We start from the raw sequence: 16631 nt of genomic DNA, 5'->3' as shown, positions 1-16631 counted from the left end.
AATAAACCCCTCCGATAACTTAAGCAGAGTATATTTTACCATCTAATAAAAATGTTTTCCACAAGTGAATAAAAAGAATTCAGAATTAACAAGATGTGGATAAATATTTTATGGGAATACACAAGATTTGCTCAAATAAGTACTTGAAAAAGTTTATTAGCATATTCTCTTGTGCATAATTTTTATTATAATAATAGGACTTTAGCCAAATAGCACAACAAAATATCCACATGTTGTGCATAATTTTTTTAACAGGTTGGGAATTGTGCATAATCTTGTGCAAAGCATTGTGACTTGTTTATTGTGGATAAAATTACAGATCTTTATGTTAACAACGATGTCTGGGCGCGGCTGTTTAAAATGAGACATAAAATTCGTTATTGCAATTTTGTTATGGGTTGCATGCCTGCGAAATAGTGTATTTACAATAATCGCCAATAGTGCTATTGAATTTTAAGGTCATTACTAGCCTGAAGCTGTTTACTGATTTTTCTAGTAATTAATATCTAGAGCATAAAGCTGTCTGAAATTACAATAATTAGGGAGGAAGAGGTCGTCAAATTTTGCAATATTGAAAATCTTTTCTTTAAATAAGTGATTCAGTTGTAGTATCTAATTCTGTAATAGTGTCAGTGACTAAAGCAATATAATCTTTAATCATTAATAAAAAATCTTGGCGATGAGGCAGATTCCCTTGCGTAATTATGCGCTCTAGTCGTGTGAGTTCACTGCATGAGTTTTGATAATAAGAATCGTTCATCAATTTGATTAGCTCTTGTTCACGATCATATTGTAATTTCTTTTCTGGATTTAATTCTGCAAAAAAATCTGCAGCCGGGATGCCGTTATAGTCCAAAAGTTTGATCAAGTCATCGGCAGTGATCCGATTGAGGCCCTTTTCCACCTCGGAATAGAAAGAAGGACTGATTGCTGTTCCAGCCCATTCTCTTGGGGTTTTGTTTGCGCGCAGGCGATATTGTTTTAATAATTCACTTGTTGTCATTGGTGGCACCTCAATTCGGATACTTAGTCAGTGTCTTTACTACTATTTATAAGCTTAATTACGTCTTGAGAACATACAATACCGCATAAAAGCGGATAGTTATATTGAAGTGGCTATCAAGTGTCGTTTTTTATCCTTAAGCACTTCTAAGAAAGCGCTTGACATTATACTATTGGCTGAATATCATTAAATGATAATGAAGTTTATTAAGTGAGGAGGAATTGCGATTGATTAATGAACAAGACTATATTAAGCAAGGGTTGAAAGACGATGGTAACCTGAAGTTAATATTGAGAGGCAGTGTCGAACACAGTAGCAGGGATGCTGAGGGTAAAGTAGGTGTGGTTAGCGTAGTTTATGCGACTCATAATTGTCAAAAAGCCCGGCAGAAGTTTGCGGAACTAACCGCGGCTGCAAAAGACGATTACTACATGGTTTACAGCTGCCCGCTTGACACGGATTTGCCCACGCTGCAGCACTATCCTTCAATCCAAATCGGCAAGGACGACTTGCTATAATAAATGTATCTATGATTAGTTTTGCGAGCTTGCTTGAACAATTATTTGTCTGCCCAGTGATTAACTTCATCTTTTTTTCGTTTTTACTTGGTTTTTTACTTTAATCATGGTATTCTAATTATTAAATTGTGCAGTTAGCATATTAAAAATGGAGGTGTAGTTTAATGACAACTAAAAGAACTTACCAACCTAAAAAGCGTCACCGTTCACGCGTTCATGGCTTTATGAAGCGGATGAGCACATCAAATGGCCGTAAGGTTTTGGCTAGACGCCGTGCAAAGGGTAGAAAAGTCTTATCTGCTTAAACCACTGAAATCCCAGTGGTTTTTTTAGTATCAAAGAGTGGAATGAAGCGTTTTGAGAAAGTCTTATCGAGTTAAAACTGAAAATGATTTTCAGCAAGTTTTTCAAGCTGGCAATTCAGTTGCAAATCGGGCCTTTGTTATTTATAAAATAAATAAGCCTGAGAATGCACATTTTCGGGTGGGCATTTCAGTGGGCAAAAAGGTCGGGCATACTGCTGTGGTTCGTAATCGGCTTAAGCGGTATATTAGAGCTGTTCTGACTGAAAATAAAGCGGCGATTAACCCGCAGATTGATTTTTTAGTAATTGCTAGACCTTATGTGCGTAGTTTTAAAATGACCGATGTCAGAAAAAATTTGCTTCATGCCCTTTTTTTGGCCAATATTATCGAAGAAATACCTGATGAAATTGAGGAAGATTAGAGTGAAAGACATTTTAACCAAAAAGAATGTCAAGCGGTTGTTGGCCTTGTTGGCTGTAATTACAATTGCTGTTGTTTTGACTGGTTGTGCTGCATCAAATGCTAAGCCTGCACCTGTTTCACATACTAGTGGTAATTGGTGGAATCGCTGGGTAATTTATTACATGTCGACATTTTTGCTTTGGCTTGCCAAGATAATGGGTAATGATTACGGCTGGGCAATTATTGTCTTTACGGTAATTGTCCGCGTAATTTTGTATCCCCTTAGTGCACTTTCAATTAAGAGCACGACTAAGATGCAGAGTATTCAGCCTGAAATTGAAGCTTTGCGTAAAAAATATCCAGGTAATGACACGGAGTCGCGTACATTACTTTCGCAAGAAACTAATAAGCTTTATAAAGAAGCTGGTATTAATCCATATGCGGGATGTTTACCACTTCTGATTCAAATGCCAGTTATGCTTGCCTTATACGGCGCAATTGCTCAAACTCCACAGCTGTTGACAGGTCATTTTTTGTGGATGGACTTAGCCAAACCTGATCCATTTTTCATTATGCCAGTTCTATCAATGGTTCTGACGTTCTTGTCAACTTATATTAGTCAGTTATCAACACCGAAGGAATCACAGAATTTTTCAACCAAGATAATGACTTATGGGATGGCAATCATGGTTGGAGTAATGGGAATTTACTTCCAATCGGCAATTGTTTTATATTGGGTAATTTCTAATTTATTCCAAGTAGTTCAGACCTTCATTTTGCAAAATCCGATTAAGTATCGCCAAGAACAAGAGGCTAAAAGGCAAGCAGAACGTGAACGTCAACGTCAGTTAAGAAAAACTTACAAACGATTAAAACGTAAAAAGTAAATATCAATCTAAAGTGATTTTTAGATAAAGTAGTCAAAGTGCTTTATATATCATGGTTATTCATGATTATAATGCGCTTTTTTGATTGAAAAAGGAGAAAATCATGGTAAAAACTTTAACTGAGTTTGATACAATAGCAGCAATTTCAACTCCAATTGGTGAAGGCGGAATTTCAATTGTACGAATGTCAGGCGAAGATGCAGTTAAAATTGCTAATACGGTTTTTAAAGGAGCTAATTTACTAAAAGTTCCTACCCATACTATTCATTATGGTCATATTATTGATCCAGCTCTAAAGCAAACAATTGATGAAGTTATGGTATCGGTAATGCTTGCACCTAAAACGTTTACGCGTGAGGATATTGTGGAAATTAACTGTCACGGCGGTATTATTGTTACTAATCGAATTTTACAGTTACTATTAAAGCAAGGTGCTCGTATGGCTGAAGCTGGCGAATTTACTAAACGGGCTTTTGTTAACGGCAGAATTGATTTAACCCAAGCTGAAAGTGTCATGGACATTGTTAGAGCTAAAACTGATCGGGCAAGACAGGTAGCTGAAAGTCAGCTTGAAGGTGGGTTACTTGAAAAAATCCGTGCTTTGCGGCAACAAATTTTGGATACTTTAGCTAATGTCGAAGTTAATATCGATTACCCCGAATATGATGCAGATACCATTACAGCTGAACAAATGATAAGTGTATCAAAGTCGGTAGTTAGTAAGATTGACCATCTTTTGGCAACCGCTACGGAGGGAACAGTTTTGCGCAACGGATTGGCTACTGCAATTATTGGTCAGCCTAATGTTGGTAAATCGTCATTACTGAATTATTTAACTAAAAGTGATACTGCAATTGTAACTGATGTTGCTGGTACTACAAGAGATACACTAGAAGAATATGTGTCAGTCAAGGGGGTCCCGTTAAAGCTAATCGATACTGCTGGAATTCGTGATACCGATAATAAAGTAGAAAAAATCGGTGTTGAACGATCTAAGCAGGCATTAGCTAAGGCCGATTTAGTCTTATTGCTATTTGATGCAAGTAAAAGCTTGTCAGCAGAAGATTATGCTTTAATTGAAGCTACAAACAAGAAGAAGCGAATTGTAATTTTAAATAAAACAGATTTAGAACAAAAAATAACATCTGCAGAAGTTAAAAAAATAACAGGTAGTGAAGTAGTTGCTATTTCAGTTTTGCAAGAAAAAAATATTGAATTATTAGAAGAAGAAATAAAAAAATTATTTTTTAAAGGAATTAAAAATTCAAATGACCAAGTAATGGTAACTAATCAACGGCAAGTGAGCTTACTTGAAAAAGCTAAAAAGCAGTTGCAAGAAGTAGTTGAGAGCTTAGAAAATGAAATTCCAGTTGATATTGCCCAAATAGATTTTAATGGGGCTTGGGATACTTTGGGTGAAATCACAGGTGACAGTAGTCCGGATGAGCTAGTTAATGAATTGTTCAGTCAATTTTGTTTAGGAAAATAGGTGCATCAAAATGATAAAAACATATGACACAAATGATTACGACGTAATCGTAGTTGGAGCAGGCCATGCTGGATGTGAAGCTGCTTTAGCTAGTGCTAAGATGGGACAAAAGACGCTATTATTGACAATTAGTCTTGATATGGTAGCTTTTATGCCGTGTAATCCTTCAGTTGGCGGTCCGGCTAAAGGAACTGTTGTACGTGAAATTGATGCTCTAGGTGGTCAAATGGGTAAGAGTATTGATGCTTCATATATTCAAATGAGAATGTTAAATACAGGTAAGGGTCCTGCTGTACAAGCTTTACGTGCCCAAGCTGATAAATGGCAATATCATGAGCATATGAAGAATGTGATTGAAGCAACAAAAAATTTAACCTTGCGGCAAGCAACTGTCGATGAATTAATTGTTGAAGATGGTGTTTGTTGCGGCTTGGTTACTAATACTGGAGCAAAATATCATGCTAAGAGTGTAGTTTTAACTACTGGTACTTCAGCCCGTGGTCGAATTTATATTGGTGAATTAAATTATTCATCTGGTCCGAACAATACAATTCCAGCCATTAAGTTATCAGAAAATTTGGAAAAATTAGGTTTTAAATTACGTCGTTTTAAAACAGGTACTCCGCCAAGGGTAAATAGTAATACAATCGATTACTCTAAGACTGAAGAAGAACCTGGTGATCAAGTTCCGCGTCATTTTTCGTTTGAGAGTCGGGATGAAGACTACCTTAAAGAACAAGTTTCCTGTTGGATGACTTACACTAATCAAACTACCCATCAAATTATTAACGAAAATCTGACTAGATCGCCGATGTTTTCTGGGCAAATTAAAGGGGTAGGACCACGTTATTGTCCTTCAATTGAAACTAAGGTAGTCCGTTTTGCTGATCGTGAGCGTCATCAAATTTTCTTAGAACCTGAGGGTGAAAAGACCGAGGAAGTCTATGTGGGTGATTTTTCAACTTCAATGCCCGAAGAAATTCAATTAAAAATGTTGCATTCGGTTGCAGGTCTTGAACATGCTGAAATGATGCGTCCAGGTTATGCAATCGAATATGATGTAATTGATCCTTGGCAGCTTAAACATACTTTAGAAACGAAAAAAATAAAGAATTTGTATACCGCTGGTCAAATGAATGGAACATCTGGTTATGAAGAAGCAGCCGGTCAAGGATTAATTGCAGGAATTAATGCAGCTTTGCGGGCAGCCGGAAAAGGTGATTTTACTGTAGGGCGTGATGAAGCTTATATCGGCGTTTTAATTGATGATTTGGTTACTAAGGGAACGGAAGAACCGTATCGCTTGCTGACGTCAAGAGCTGAATATCGCTTGATTTTACGCCATGATAATGCTGATTTGCGTTTGACAGAATATGGTCATCAATTAGGTTTGATTTCTAATGAGCGTTATAGTCAATTTTTGACTAAAAAAGAACACATTAAAGAGGCAATGCAACGATTAAAAGCTATAACTATTCATCCAGATGAACCTGTACGTGAATTTATGGAAAGTATTAGTGAACCCCCACTAAAAGCTGGTATTAAAGCTGATGTTTTTCTCAGACGGCCGCGTGTTAAAATTGAAGATATTGAGCGTTTAAGTGGTGTAAGCATCTCCAATGAACGTTATGTAAGAGAACAGCTAGAAATTAATATCAAATATGCTGGTTATATCAAGAAGGAGCAGCAACAGATTGACCGTCTGCATCGTCAAGAAGCTAAAAAAATTCCAGCGGGTATTGACTATCAAGCAATTGGGGGATTGGCGACTGAAGCCAGACAAAAATTTGAAAAAATTCGCCCAGAAACAATTGCCCAGGCAGAAAGAATTTCCGGAGTGAACCCAGCAGATATTGCAATTTTGAGTGTATATGTTCAAAATGGACGCTATGCTAAAATTAATAAATAAATTTAGTAAAAACTTTAAAAAAGCTAAAAATATTTTTTTTGAAAATATTTGGCAATGAATGCGTTTAATTCAAGTGAATGATCAAATAATCACAAATAAAATTATTGCTCTAATCTGAATGCTATAAAATAACTATCTAACTTTGTGAAAATAATATTTTAGAGTAGCGCTTACACCTTGACCTAATCATATAACTTCCATACTTGAAATTGTGAAATTATATGTTTTAATACAATATGTAAGTAAACATGTATTTAAGGAGATGCACTTAAAATGGCAAAAATTAATGGCGCAAATGCTATGCTCCAAGTATTATTGGACTGGCATATTGATCATATTTATGGTTTCCCAGGTGGTTCATTTGACTCAACAATGAATGCAATCCACGACTTCAAAGATAAATTAAAGTTTATTGAAGTGCGGCATGAAGAAGCAGGTGCTTTAGCGGCTGCAGCTGAGTATAAATTCACTGGTCAAGCTGGTGTATGTTTTGGTTCAGCAGGACCTGGTGCTGTTCACTTAATGAACGGTTTATATGATGCTAAATACGATAAAGTACCTATGGTAGCAATCATTGCTAATGTGCCTACTAGTCGTCAAGATATCGATTTCTTCCAGGCTTTTGATGAGAAGCCTTGGTTTGATTCCGTAGCAGTTTGGAATCACCAAATTAAGACTGCAGAACAAATTCCAGGTATGATGGATGAAGCTCTTCGTCAAGCATATGCTAAGAAGGGTCCAGCTGTTTTAATTCTTCCAAAAGATTTTGGTTGGGACAAGATTAACGATAACTTCCGTGTAACCTACAATTCAATTTCAGCTATTCCTAACTATGCTGCTCCTAAGAAAACAGATGTTGATGCAGCAGTTAAACTTTTAGCTGAAGCTAAGAACCCAGTTGTTTACTATGGTATGGGTCTTAAAGGTCACGGTGATGTTTTGAAGGCTTTTGCTGAAAAATTTAAGACACCACTTCTTTCTTCAGTTATTGCTAAGGGAATTGTTGAAGATGAATTTCCAGCATACTTGGGTTCAATTGGTCGTGTTGCTCCTAAGGCTAGTGACGACATTCAAATGTATGCTGATTTGGTAATTTGGGTTGGTAACAACTCACCATTCTCTGTATTCTTCTTTGATCCTAAAGCTAAGGTTATTCAAATCGATGTTGACTCAGAAAAATTAGGTAAACGCCATGCGGTTGATGTTCCAATTTTAGCTGATGGTGCTAAGACTTTGCAAGCAATGATTGATGCCGCTGAAGCCCGTGAAGAGTCACCAATTTATAAGGCTGGTCTTGCTGATCGTCAAAACTGGGATGAATGGCAACAAAGTTTTGTTGATTCAGATGAAATGCCAGTTCGCCGTGAACCAATCTTTGATGTTATTAACAAATATGCTGATGACAATGCACAATATGCAATTGATGTTGGTAACATCAATATTGATTTCCAACGTTTAATTAATTTGCATGGAGAACAAACTTGGGCAACTTCAGGTTTGTATGCAACTATGGGCTTTGGTTCTCCAGCAGCTATTGCTGCTGCAACTGTTCATCCAGAACGTGAAGTTTGGAACTTAGGTGGTGACGGCGGCTTCGCTATGATGAGTCAAGAATTATTGACAGAAGCGCGTTACAACATGCACATCATTAATGTTGTCTTCACTAACGAAACTTTAGGTTTCATTGAAGCTGAACAAGTTGATCAATCTCACCAACCATTATCAGGTGTTATTATGCCAGACAATGATTGGGCAAAGGTTGCTGAAGGTATGAACGTTAAGGGTGTAACTGTTCGGACTAAGAAGGAATTCGAAGACGCAGTTAAGGAATTTAAGCAAATGGATGGACCAATGTTAATTGACGTCAAGTTCACTCATGATATGCCTTACTCAACTGAGTTAAATACACTTGATGATCCAGAATTCGTTGAGAAGTATCAAGCTCAAGGTTTGAAACCATTTAGCTATTTTGCTGAAAAATATGGTTTAGTTACTGATACTGCTTCAGGTGCTTCAGAAGCTGAAGCAGAGCCTGAACCAGAAGAAGAAACAGATACAACTTCAGGTGCTTCAGCACATTAAGATAACTAATGTTAATAAAAAAGCGGGACTTTTGAAAGTTTCGCTTTTTTGTCATCTTACAAGTATAATAATAGATAATGATTTTAACTTCGGGAGGATTAAAGATGCAACAATTCGGAATTATTGGTTTATCGGTTATGGGTAAAAACTTGGCTTTAAATGTTAGAAATAATGGCTTTTCCGTTTCTGGTTTTAGTATTGACAAAAAAGAAGTTGATGCGCTGGCAAATTATAAAGATGAAAAATTAAAGCCTACTTATTCTTGGGAAGAGTTTGTAAGTTCACTAGAAAAGCCGCGTAAAATTTTGATTCAAATTGCCGCAGGAAAGCCAGTTGATGAAACATTAGCTAAGCTTTTACCACTATTAGATAAGGGAGATATTTTATTAGACGGGGGTAATTCCAATTTTCATGATACCAATCGGCGGTTTCATGAATTACAAGAACACGGCATTCATTTTATTGGTATGGGAGTTTCTGGTGGTGAAGAAGGTGCTCTAAAAGGGCCTGCTTTGATGCCAGGAGGAGATGAAGAAGCGTATAAGGAAGTTGCACCAATTTTGGAAGCAATTGCTGCTAAGAACTCTGATGGCCATCCTTGCGTAAGTTTTATCGGCCCTGAAGGTAGTGGCCACTATGTCAAGATGGTTCATAATGGTATCGAATATGGTATCATGCAAGAATTTTCCGAAGTTTACGATGTTTTGCGTAAGGTTGCAGGGAAATCTAATGCTGAAATGTCGCAAATTTTCGCTGATTGGAATCAAGGCTTGGTTCAAGCATACCTTAGCGAAATCACTGCTGAAGTTTTAAAGCAAAAAGATGACTTAACTCCTGATTATGTAATTGATCATATTTTGAATGTTGCCTCATATAAAGGTACAGGGAATTGGATGCTTGAAGATGGTGTGCATCTTGGTGCACCAATTAGTGTAGTTGCTGAAGCCGTTTTAGCCCGTTTTATGTCTAAGGCGACTACGCGTGAAGGTAAGGAAGTCCAATGGAACGGTGAAATTCCAATCAATTTAATTGATAATCTTGCAAAAGCCTTGCAATTAAGTCAAGCAGTAGCATATGCTCAAGGTTTTCAACAATTAAAAATGGCAGCTGATGCTTATCACTGGGAATTACATTATCCAGCGATTGCACAATCATGGGAAGCCGGTTGTATTATTCGCTCTTCAATGTTGAAAGATATTGAAAAGGCCTTTGCTAACGGTAAGCAGCTGAATAATATGTTCCAGGATGCTTACTTTAATAAACTAATGGAACAGAATTTACCCGCTTTACGTCAGGTAATTGAATTGGCAACTAGAGCCGGGATACCAACTCCAACTTTAAGTGCCGCACTAAATTATTTAGAGTCAATCTTTAATCCGAGTTTACCCGCTAATTTAATTCAAGGGCAACGTGATTATTTTGGCGCCCATACATACTATCGTAATGACCGAGCAGGCGTGTACCATACTCAATGGTTTGAAGAAAAGTAATATTTGTTTCACATGTAACAAAAAGCAGTTAGTCTAAAGGCTAGCTGCTTTTTTGTAGTTGATTAAAATAATTTATTAGTACAAATATGTATAGTTGAACTTAAAGCCTGTTAAGTTAAAAAAAGATAAATAATTCCGAGCAAAATAAGACTAATTAAATAATCAATTATGGCGGCAATACCTTTTTTATTGCAATGGTAATTAGTTCTAAAATTTTGCTGATTAAACCAATAATCTATACTAAATGAAATTATTGCTACTATAAAAATAAAGCCTAAACCGACCATCATTTTGTGATAAGTGGAACTAAAAATCAAATTTAAACTAGGAAATATGGCCAAAATTGTAAACGACAATGCAACTTTATAATTATTATAAAATTTACTCATTTATAGTTCCTCTTAGTTTGTTAACTATCATAACTTATTTTTTAATAATTATATCATAAAAAAGCCATGTTTTCATGGCTTTAATAAATTGATTTTACATGTTGGTTATCAAGAAAAAGATAATGAATACTATAAACAAGACATACATCATGGGTGAAACTTTTTTGGCTTGTTTAGCTGCAATCATTGTAATAGGATAGGCAATCATCCCTAAAGCTAAACCATCTGAGATACTGTAAGTAAGTGGCATTCCAACAACAGTTAGGAAAGCGGGAAAGGCAATTTCAAATTTATCCCAGTTTATTTTTTTAAGATTACCAGCCATTAATACGCCCACAATAATTAATGCAGGTGCTGTAACTGTAGTCGGAATAACAGCTAGTAAGGGGCTAAAAATCATGCTAATTAAAAATAAAATACCTACCAAGATGGCTGTTAAACCTGTACGTCCGCCCATAGCTATGCCAGCACTTGATTCAACAGAGGTTCCAAGGGGAGCAGTTCCTAGAACTGCTCCTTCAATCATTGCTAAAGAATCAGATAAAAAAGCTTTTCCAATTCGCGGAATTTTGCCACTTTGATCAACCATGCCAGCTTGTTCGGTCATACCAATTAAAGTTCCAGCAGTGTCAAAAAAAGTAACTAATAAAAAGGTTAGCACGACCATAAATAATTGTGGTGTATTGATATCCTTAAGGTGGAAAATAGCTTGACCAAAGGTTGGTGCAATACTTGGTGCAGCAGCAATAACTCCTTTAGGCATGGCTATTTGGCCAATTAATACGCCAAAAATGGCAGTTACAACCATGCCAATAAAAATCGAACCAGGTATATTCATTGCCATCAAAATAACAGTTAGTATTAGGCCAAATAAAGTAATCCAAACGGCAGGCGAATTAAATTTACCCAAAGTTACTAAATTAGAATCGCTATTAACAATCAATTTACCATTTTGTAAACCAATAAAGGAAATAAATAAGCCAATTCCAGCTGATATTGCATATTTTAAATCTTGCGGAATCGCATCTACAACTTTTTCTCGTAATTTTAAAACAGTAATTAAAATAAATAAAATTGAAGCAACTAAAACTGCAGCTAGCGCGGTTTGCCAATTAATATTCATACCGCCACAGACGTTATAAGCAAAAAATGCTGCACTACCTAGTGTTGGCGCAAGGGCAATTGGATAATTAGCTACAAATCCCATAATAAAGCAGCCAATAGCAATTGATAGAGCAGTGACGGTAAAGGCAGCGCCTTTATCAATGCCAGCTGCATGTAAAATATTAGGGTTAACAAAAAGGATGTAGGAGAGACTGACAAAGGTGGTTAATGCAGCAATTAACTCACGTTTGACAGTGGTATGAGCATCGGTTAAATGAAAGACTTTTTCTAGTGTCGTCATTTTTTCCTCCAAAAAATAAATAATAAAATTAATAAATCTAGTGTAGCATATTTAGGCAAAATATTTCCTTGGAAATAAAAAACAAATCAAATAAGATTTGTTTTGGACGAATATATTATTAATTTTTGTCAGTTAGAAGTTCAGAACCCACAAAAAGATGATAAAGACAAGGAATAAAATCCACATCATAGGGGATACTTCTTTACCACGCTTAGCAGCTAACATACATATTGGGTAAGTTATCAAACCTAAAGCAAGGCCATCGGAAATAGAGTATGTTAGGGGCATCCCAACTAAAATTAAGAAAGCTGGTACAGCAATTTCCATTTTATCCCAATGGATATGTGCGGTATTTTGTGCCATTAACACGCCTACAATAATTAAGGCTGGCGCTGTTACATGAGTTGTAAATAAACCAAGTAAAGGGCTAAAAATCATTGAAATCAGGAAAAAAATTGCCACAAAAACTGCGGTTAATCCTGTACGACCACCTACAGCAATTCCAGCACTTGATTCTACAAATGCACCAACTGGTGAAGTTCCTAAGACGGATCCCACCATCATAGCAGTAGAATCTGAAGCTAAAGCTTTACCAACCCGTGGCATCTTATTATCTTTCATGAAGCCAGCTTGCTGAGCAAGCCCAATTAGTGTACCTGCAGTATCGAAAAAGGTAACCAATAAGAAAGTTAAAACTACTACCCACATTTGTAAAGAATTGATGTCTTTAACATGAAAAACAGCTTGACCAAAAGTGGGGGCGATACTTGGAGCTAAAGAGATAACTTGGTGAGGTAAAGCAATTTGTCCCGTGAATACGCCAAAAACGGCTGCCAGAATCATGCCAATAAAAATAGCTCCAGGGATATTTAAGATCATTAAAACAATTGTGACTAGCAAGCCAAAAATAGTAATCCAAACGGCAGGATCATGTAAAGAGCCTAAAGCAACCAAAGTTGATTTATTACCAACGATTAAGCCCCCATCTTGCATGCCTAAAAAAGCAATGAATAAACCAATACCTGCAGAAATAGCAAATTTTAAATCAGCTGGGATTGCATTAATAATTTTTTCCCGTAATTTAAACATAGTAATCAAGATAAAAATAATTGAAGCTACAAAAACGGCTGCTAATGCAGTTTCCCAAGAAACATGCATACCAACACAAACAGTGTAGGCAAAGAAGGCATTAATTCCTAAGGCTGGGGCTTCACCAATTGGATAATTGGCAATAATTCCCATTAATGCAGTTCCTAAGGCACTAGCTAAAGCAGTAGCAGTAAAAACTGCCCCCTTATTCATACCACTAGCTCCTAGGACGCTGGGATTAACAAATAGAATATATGACATACTAATAAAAGTAGTTAGTCCAGCTAGAAATTCGATTTTAATACTAGTTTTATATTTATCGAGTTGAAAATAACTTTTTATAAAATCCATTTGACATCTCCTGATAAAATGTTCGTTTTTATATAAATCTTAACAACTTATTTAGTTTATCACTGATAAAAATAATTGCAAACACGAATTATTTTAGGATAATTTTAATTACAAATATGATTTTATTAAGAATCAGCTCCTTTTTAGTTACCTTAAGTAAATTTTTGGGTAAGAGGAGAATGAATTCGATTTTTGAACCACTTATAATCAATTCGAGCAATGGTTTGTTCTTTAGCTAATTTGATTAAAGCATGGTTGATTTTTTGACGTAAGATAATATCACTTTTTCTCAAGCCAACAGCAAATTCTTCTTTAGGAAAGGGACTTTGAATTTCAAAAAAACGGTCTGGTTCTTTTTGATGTGAAATATAATAGTTAGCATAAGTGCTATCAAGTAGTAGACCTTGTATTCTTTGTGAATTTAAATCAATAAAAGCGTTGGTAAAAGAATCGTAGAGTATTGGATAGTGATTTTTAATTTGCTTTTTATATATATTAGGGTAATTTATAACGTCATTATAACCAGACGACCCAGTTTGTACGCCTAATGCTTTGTTTTTCAATGAAGCGGGGCGAACAAGTTTATTTGTTTTTAATGACACTAAGACTTGGGTACTATTTAGGTATGTTTGACTAAATGCTACTTTATTTGCTCTACTAGGGGTTTTGCTAAAGCCATTCCAGATCAAATCAATAGTCCCGTTTCGCAATTCTGTTGTATTCATTGACCAGTCAATAGTTTGAAAGCTCACCTTCAAACCATATAATTTAAAAACAGCAGTTGCTAGGTCAATGTCATAACCAACTAACTTACCATTTTTTTGCCGAAAACTCATTGGCACAAATGTGTCATCAACACCAATAATTACATAGCCTCTTTTCTTAATTCTTGTCCAATTGTCCATTGAATTAGCATTTTGTCCAATTGAGATATTGCTGCAGGCTACTAGAAATAAAGACGTAGATAATATCATTATTGCAGTCATAATACGTTTAAATTTCACTTAATTTATCCTCTCAGTTAGCTAAAGTATTAACGGTAAAGATGCGATCAGCTATCTGTTTAGCAAATTCCATATCATGCGTAACGACAATTTGTGTCATGCCAGTATTATTTTTAAGTTGCAAAATAATTTTGGCAACTTTATTACGTAAAGCTGGATCTAGGGCAGAAGTAGGCTCATCGTAACATAGAATTTGTGGTTTCATTGCTAATGCACGGGCAATAGCAACTCTTTGCTTTTGTCCGCCTGAAAGTTGATAAGGATAAAGGCGTTCTTTACCAGTTAAGTCAAGTTCTAGTAATAGTTTTTGCACTGCTGTTTGTAGTTCTTGAGGAGTATTTTTAAGTACTAAGCGAGGCGCTAAGGTAATATTATCTATTACATTTAGGTTAGGAAACAATTCATAATTTTGAAAAACGACTCCCATAATTTGTTTATTTTTGTTCTGCTCGATAGGATTAAATTCTCGTTGATTCCAATAAAAATGACCAGCATCAATTTTTTCTAAGCCGGTTAGACAACGTAGCAGAGTCGTTTTACCAGCGCCAGAACTACCCACAATTGCTAAAATTTGTTGGTCTAAAATAGTTAGATTAAGGTTATTTAAAATAATTTTTGAACCAAATTTTTTGGTGATATTTTTTAATTCAAGCATAGTTGTGACCCCAATTAGTTATTTCCATTTTGAATAATTAAGTTCGATTCGCTTTAAAAGAAATGAAATCATTCCAGTTATTAATAAGTAAATTATGCCTACCATAACTAGGGGAATCAAAGTCACATCACGGGCACTGGCTACATTGCCAGCACGTAAAAGTTCTCCAAGACCAATTACGTAGACTAAAGAAGTATCTTTAATTAAGTTGATAACTTCATTGCCAATTGCAGGAATAACTATTTTACTGACTTGCGGAATAATAATATAACGCAAGGTTTGCCAATAATTAAGTTGCAAAACGTGAGCACTTTCATATTGTCCTTTGGGAATAGACTGAAAACCGCCACGGAATATTTCAGCAAAATAAGCAGTATAATTCATAACTAAAGCAACTAACGCAGCGTCATAGCGTTGAAAAATTATACCAATAATGGGTAAGCCATAAAAAATAAAGATTAATTGCAATAACAGTGGGGTACCACGCATAATCCAAATATAAAATTTCAAAATTAATTTTAGGGGCTTAATGGCTGATAGTAAGCCTAGACTGGTAATTATTCCTAGTGGAATTGCCATAATGATTGTCCCCAAAAATAGCAGTAAAGTTATTTTTACTCCTGCGAGTAAAGCAGGAATAATTGAGATAATGTAAGCCATCGCTATCTTTTCTCCTTTTAAGTTAAATTGCACACTAATCTATCTAGGATAAGTAATTACAAGCATAACATAAATAAAATATTAAATTAGTTTTTTTGATATCACCTTAAAAAAGTTGACTATGATTATTTATTAATAAGCTACTTTAAAAGAAAAAATGCTAAATAAGAAATAGTTAGGACTAAGGGTAATAATTTAGGCATCATTTATAATATTTTGTATCTAAAGACGATGAATTTGGACATAATAATACCCCGAAATTATTTTGATTTCGGGGTATTGCTAAATTAAATCTGATCTATAAGTTCAATATTAGTTGATTTATGCCATGTCTCAGGTAGTTTGCCGATTTCTTTTAATTTAGCGACTATCTGGTTAAGCACAATTTGGCGATCTTGATTATTGGTCATAAAATCTAATTGATCACCGTTAATTGTCATTTTAGGTGAATAGTCATATTTTTCATACCATGGCTTGTAATATTGCAGTAATTGCTTATAGTAATCTTCTAAAGTGGCATCATAACTAAGTTGTTCATAAGGACGACCACGTTTTTGAATTCGTTTGAGCATCGTGTTATATGATACATCAATATGAACAAGCAAATCAGGCTGACGCTTAGGCATATGCTCAAGTTCAGTCATCATGTTGTTTAGAAGTTCATAATATGTGTCAACCTCTTCCTTGGTTGCTCGTCCAATATCAGCATTCATTTGAAAAAAGAGGGCATCTTCATAGATTGATCGATCAAGGACATTGTTGTCATCCATTAATGCATCTTTAATGCTACGAAAACGAGTATTTAAGAAAAATACTTGTAATAAGAAAGCATATTTTTTGGGATCCGCATAAAAAAGAGGCAATACAGGGTTATCGTCAACACTTTCGTAAAATGGTTTGGTTCCTAAATAATTGGCTAAAATACTAGTTAAACTGGATTTACCGGCTCCAATTGGCCCGCTTAAAACAATAACTGTCATCACGTTCCTTCTT

16 protein-coding genes are annotated in these 16631 nt (G+C 35.5%); 8 read left to right on the top strand and 8 right to left on the bottom strand.

The window, feature by feature from the left end:
• Positions 1-586 precede the first annotated feature (586 nt).
• Positions 587-1003, bottom strand: coding sequence for a helix-turn-helix domain-containing protein (locus tag F5ESL0233_RS08000; protein ID WP_122059626.1), 417 nt, complete (start codon positions 1001-1003; stop codon positions 587-589).
• Positions 1004-1230: 227 nt separating this feature from the next.
• On the opposite strand from F5ESL0233_RS08000, the gene F5ESL0233_RS07995 reads away from it, so the two are divergent.
• The 8 genes from F5ESL0233_RS07995 to gndA all read left to right on the top strand — a co-directional run bounded on the left by F5ESL0233_RS07995 (position 1231) and on the right by gndA (position 10085).
• Positions 1231-1521: a hypothetical protein gene (locus tag F5ESL0233_RS07995; protein ID WP_233554986.1), complete on the top strand. Its 291-nt coding sequence runs from the start codon at positions 1231-1233 to the stop codon at positions 1519-1521.
• Between the two features lie 164 nt (positions 1522-1685).
• Positions 1686-1826: a 50S ribosomal protein L34 gene (rpmH, locus tag F5ESL0233_RS07990; RefSeq protein WP_003549412.1), complete on the top strand. Its 141-nt coding sequence runs from the start codon at positions 1686-1688 to the stop codon at positions 1824-1826.
• 52 nt (positions 1827-1878) lie between these two features.
• Positions 1879-2247: a ribonuclease P protein component gene (rnpA, locus tag F5ESL0233_RS07985; protein ID WP_118895864.1), complete on the top strand. Its 369-nt coding sequence runs from the start codon at positions 1879-1881 to the stop codon at positions 2245-2247.
• 1 nt (position 2248) lies between these two features.
• On the top strand, positions 2249-3115 hold the full coding sequence (locus F5ESL0233_RS07980) for a membrane protein insertase YidC (RefSeq protein WP_090093314.1): 867 nt from the start codon (positions 2249-2251) through the stop codon (positions 3113-3115).
• Between the two features lie 103 nt (positions 3116-3218).
• Entirely contained in the window at positions 3219-4604 is a 1386-nt protein-coding gene (gene mnmE, locus F5ESL0233_RS07975) for a tRNA uridine-5-carboxymethylaminomethyl(34) synthesis GTPase MnmE (protein ID WP_122059625.1), read from the top strand.
• Positions 4605-4614: 10 nt separating this feature from the next.
• Positions 4615-6513: a tRNA uridine-5-carboxymethylaminomethyl(34) synthesis enzyme MnmG gene (gene mnmG / locus F5ESL0233_RS07970; protein ID WP_090093318.1), complete on the top strand. Its 1899-nt coding sequence runs from the start codon at positions 4615-4617 to the stop codon at positions 6511-6513.
• 273 nt (positions 6514-6786) lie between these two features.
• Entirely contained in the window at positions 6787-8595 is a 1809-nt protein-coding gene (gene spxB, locus F5ESL0233_RS07965) for a pyruvate oxidase (RefSeq protein ID WP_122059623.1), read from the top strand.
• A 104-nt stretch (positions 8596-8699) separates the two neighbouring features.
• On the top strand, positions 8700-10085 hold the full coding sequence (gndA, locus tag F5ESL0233_RS07960; protein ID WP_122059621.1) for an NADP-dependent phosphogluconate dehydrogenase: 1386 nt from the start codon (positions 8700-8702) through the stop codon (positions 10083-10085).
• 110 nt (positions 10086-10195) lie between these two features.
• On the opposite strand, the gene F5ESL0233_RS07955 is transcribed toward gndA, so the two are convergent.
• From F5ESL0233_RS07955 to F5ESL0233_RS07925, 7 genes are all read right to left on the bottom strand, one after another.
• Positions 10196-10474, bottom strand: a complete 279-nt coding sequence (locus F5ESL0233_RS07955) for a hypothetical protein (RefSeq protein ID WP_122059619.1) — start codon at positions 10472-10474, stop codon at positions 10196-10198.
• A 94-nt stretch (positions 10475-10568) separates the two neighbouring features.
• A complete protein-coding gene (locus F5ESL0233_RS07950; protein ID WP_122059618.1) occupies positions 10569-11879 on the bottom strand; it encodes an NCS2 family permease in 1311 nt (436 codons plus the stop codon).
• Positions 11880-12011: 132 nt separating this feature from the next.
• Entirely contained in the window at positions 12012-13319 is a 1308-nt protein-coding gene (locus F5ESL0233_RS07945) for an NCS2 family permease (RefSeq protein ID WP_090093327.1), read from the bottom strand.
• Between the two features lie 152 nt (positions 13320-13471).
• Entirely contained in the window at positions 13472-14305 is an 834-nt protein-coding gene (locus F5ESL0233_RS07940; protein ID WP_370448353.1) for an amino acid ABC transporter substrate-binding protein, read from the bottom strand.
• A gap of 31 nt (positions 14306-14336) precedes the next feature.
• Complete coding sequence (locus F5ESL0233_RS07935) at positions 14337-14978, bottom strand: amino acid ABC transporter ATP-binding protein (RefSeq protein WP_090093330.1); 642 nt, start codon at positions 14976-14978, stop codon at positions 14337-14339.
• A gap of 18 nt (positions 14979-14996) precedes the next feature.
• Positions 14997-15638, bottom strand: a complete 642-nt coding sequence (locus F5ESL0233_RS07930) for an amino acid ABC transporter permease (RefSeq protein ID WP_090093331.1) — start codon at positions 15636-15638, stop codon at positions 14997-14999.
• Positions 15639-15925: 287 nt separating this feature from the next.
• Positions 15926-16618, bottom strand: a complete 693-nt coding sequence (locus F5ESL0233_RS07925) for a deoxynucleoside kinase (RefSeq protein ID WP_090093332.1) — start codon at positions 16616-16618, stop codon at positions 15926-15928.
• Between the last annotated feature and the right edge of the window lie 13 nt (positions 16619-16631).

It is taken from the genome of Lactobacillus sp. ESL0233 (assembly GCF_003692995.1).
Classification (GTDB): Bacteria; Bacillota; Bacilli; order Lactobacillales; family Lactobacillaceae; genus Lactobacillus; species Lactobacillus bombicola.
The sequence above is the reverse complement of the archived record's forward strand: the minus strand, read 5'-3'. Positions and strand labels throughout refer to the sequence as shown.

Excerpts from the sequence above, each read along its gene's own strand:
- F5ESL0233_RS08000 (WP_122059626.1), bottom strand. The coding sequence starts at position 1,003 with ATGACAACAAGTGAATTATTAAAACAATATCGCCTGCGCGCAAACAAA.
- rpmH (WP_003549412.1), top strand. The coding sequence starts at position 1,686 with ATGACAACTAAAAGAACTTACCAACCTAAAAAGCGTCACCGTTCACGC.
- mnmE (WP_122059625.1), top strand. The coding sequence starts at position 3,219 with ATGGTAAAAACTTTAACTGAGTTTGATACAATAGCAGCAATTTCAACT.
- mnmG (WP_090093318.1), top strand. The coding sequence starts at position 4,615 with ATGATAAAAACATATGACACAAATGATTACGACGTAATCGTAGTTGGA.
- spxB (WP_122059623.1), top strand. The coding sequence starts at position 6,787 with ATGGCAAAAATTAATGGCGCAAATGCTATGCTCCAAGTATTATTGGAC.
- gndA (WP_122059621.1), top strand. The coding sequence starts at position 8,700 with ATGCAACAATTCGGAATTATTGGTTTATCGGTTATGGGTAAAAACTTG.
- F5ESL0233_RS07955 (WP_122059619.1), bottom strand. The coding sequence starts at position 10,474 with ATGAGTAAATTTTATAATAATTATAAAGTTGCATTGTCGTTTACAATT.
- F5ESL0233_RS07950 (WP_122059618.1), bottom strand. The coding sequence starts at position 11,879 with ATGACGACACTAGAAAAAGTCTTTCATTTAACCGATGCTCATACCACT.
- F5ESL0233_RS07945 (WP_090093327.1), bottom strand. The coding sequence starts at position 13,319 with ATGGATTTTATAAAAAGTTATTTTCAACTCGATAAATATAAAACTAGT.
- F5ESL0233_RS07940 (WP_370448353.1), bottom strand. The coding sequence starts at position 14,305 with ATGACTGCAATAATGATATTATCTACGTCTTTATTTCTAGTAGCCTGC.
- F5ESL0233_RS07935 (WP_090093330.1), bottom strand. The coding sequence starts at position 14,978 with ATGCTTGAATTAAAAAATATCACCAAAAAATTTGGTTCAAAAATTATT.
- F5ESL0233_RS07930 (WP_090093331.1), bottom strand. The coding sequence starts at position 15,638 with ATGGCTTACATTATCTCAATTATTCCTGCTTTACTCGCAGGAGTAAAA.
- F5ESL0233_RS07925 (WP_090093332.1), bottom strand. The coding sequence starts at position 16,618 with ATGACAGTTATTGTTTTAAGCGGGCCAATTGGAGCCGGTAAATCCAGT.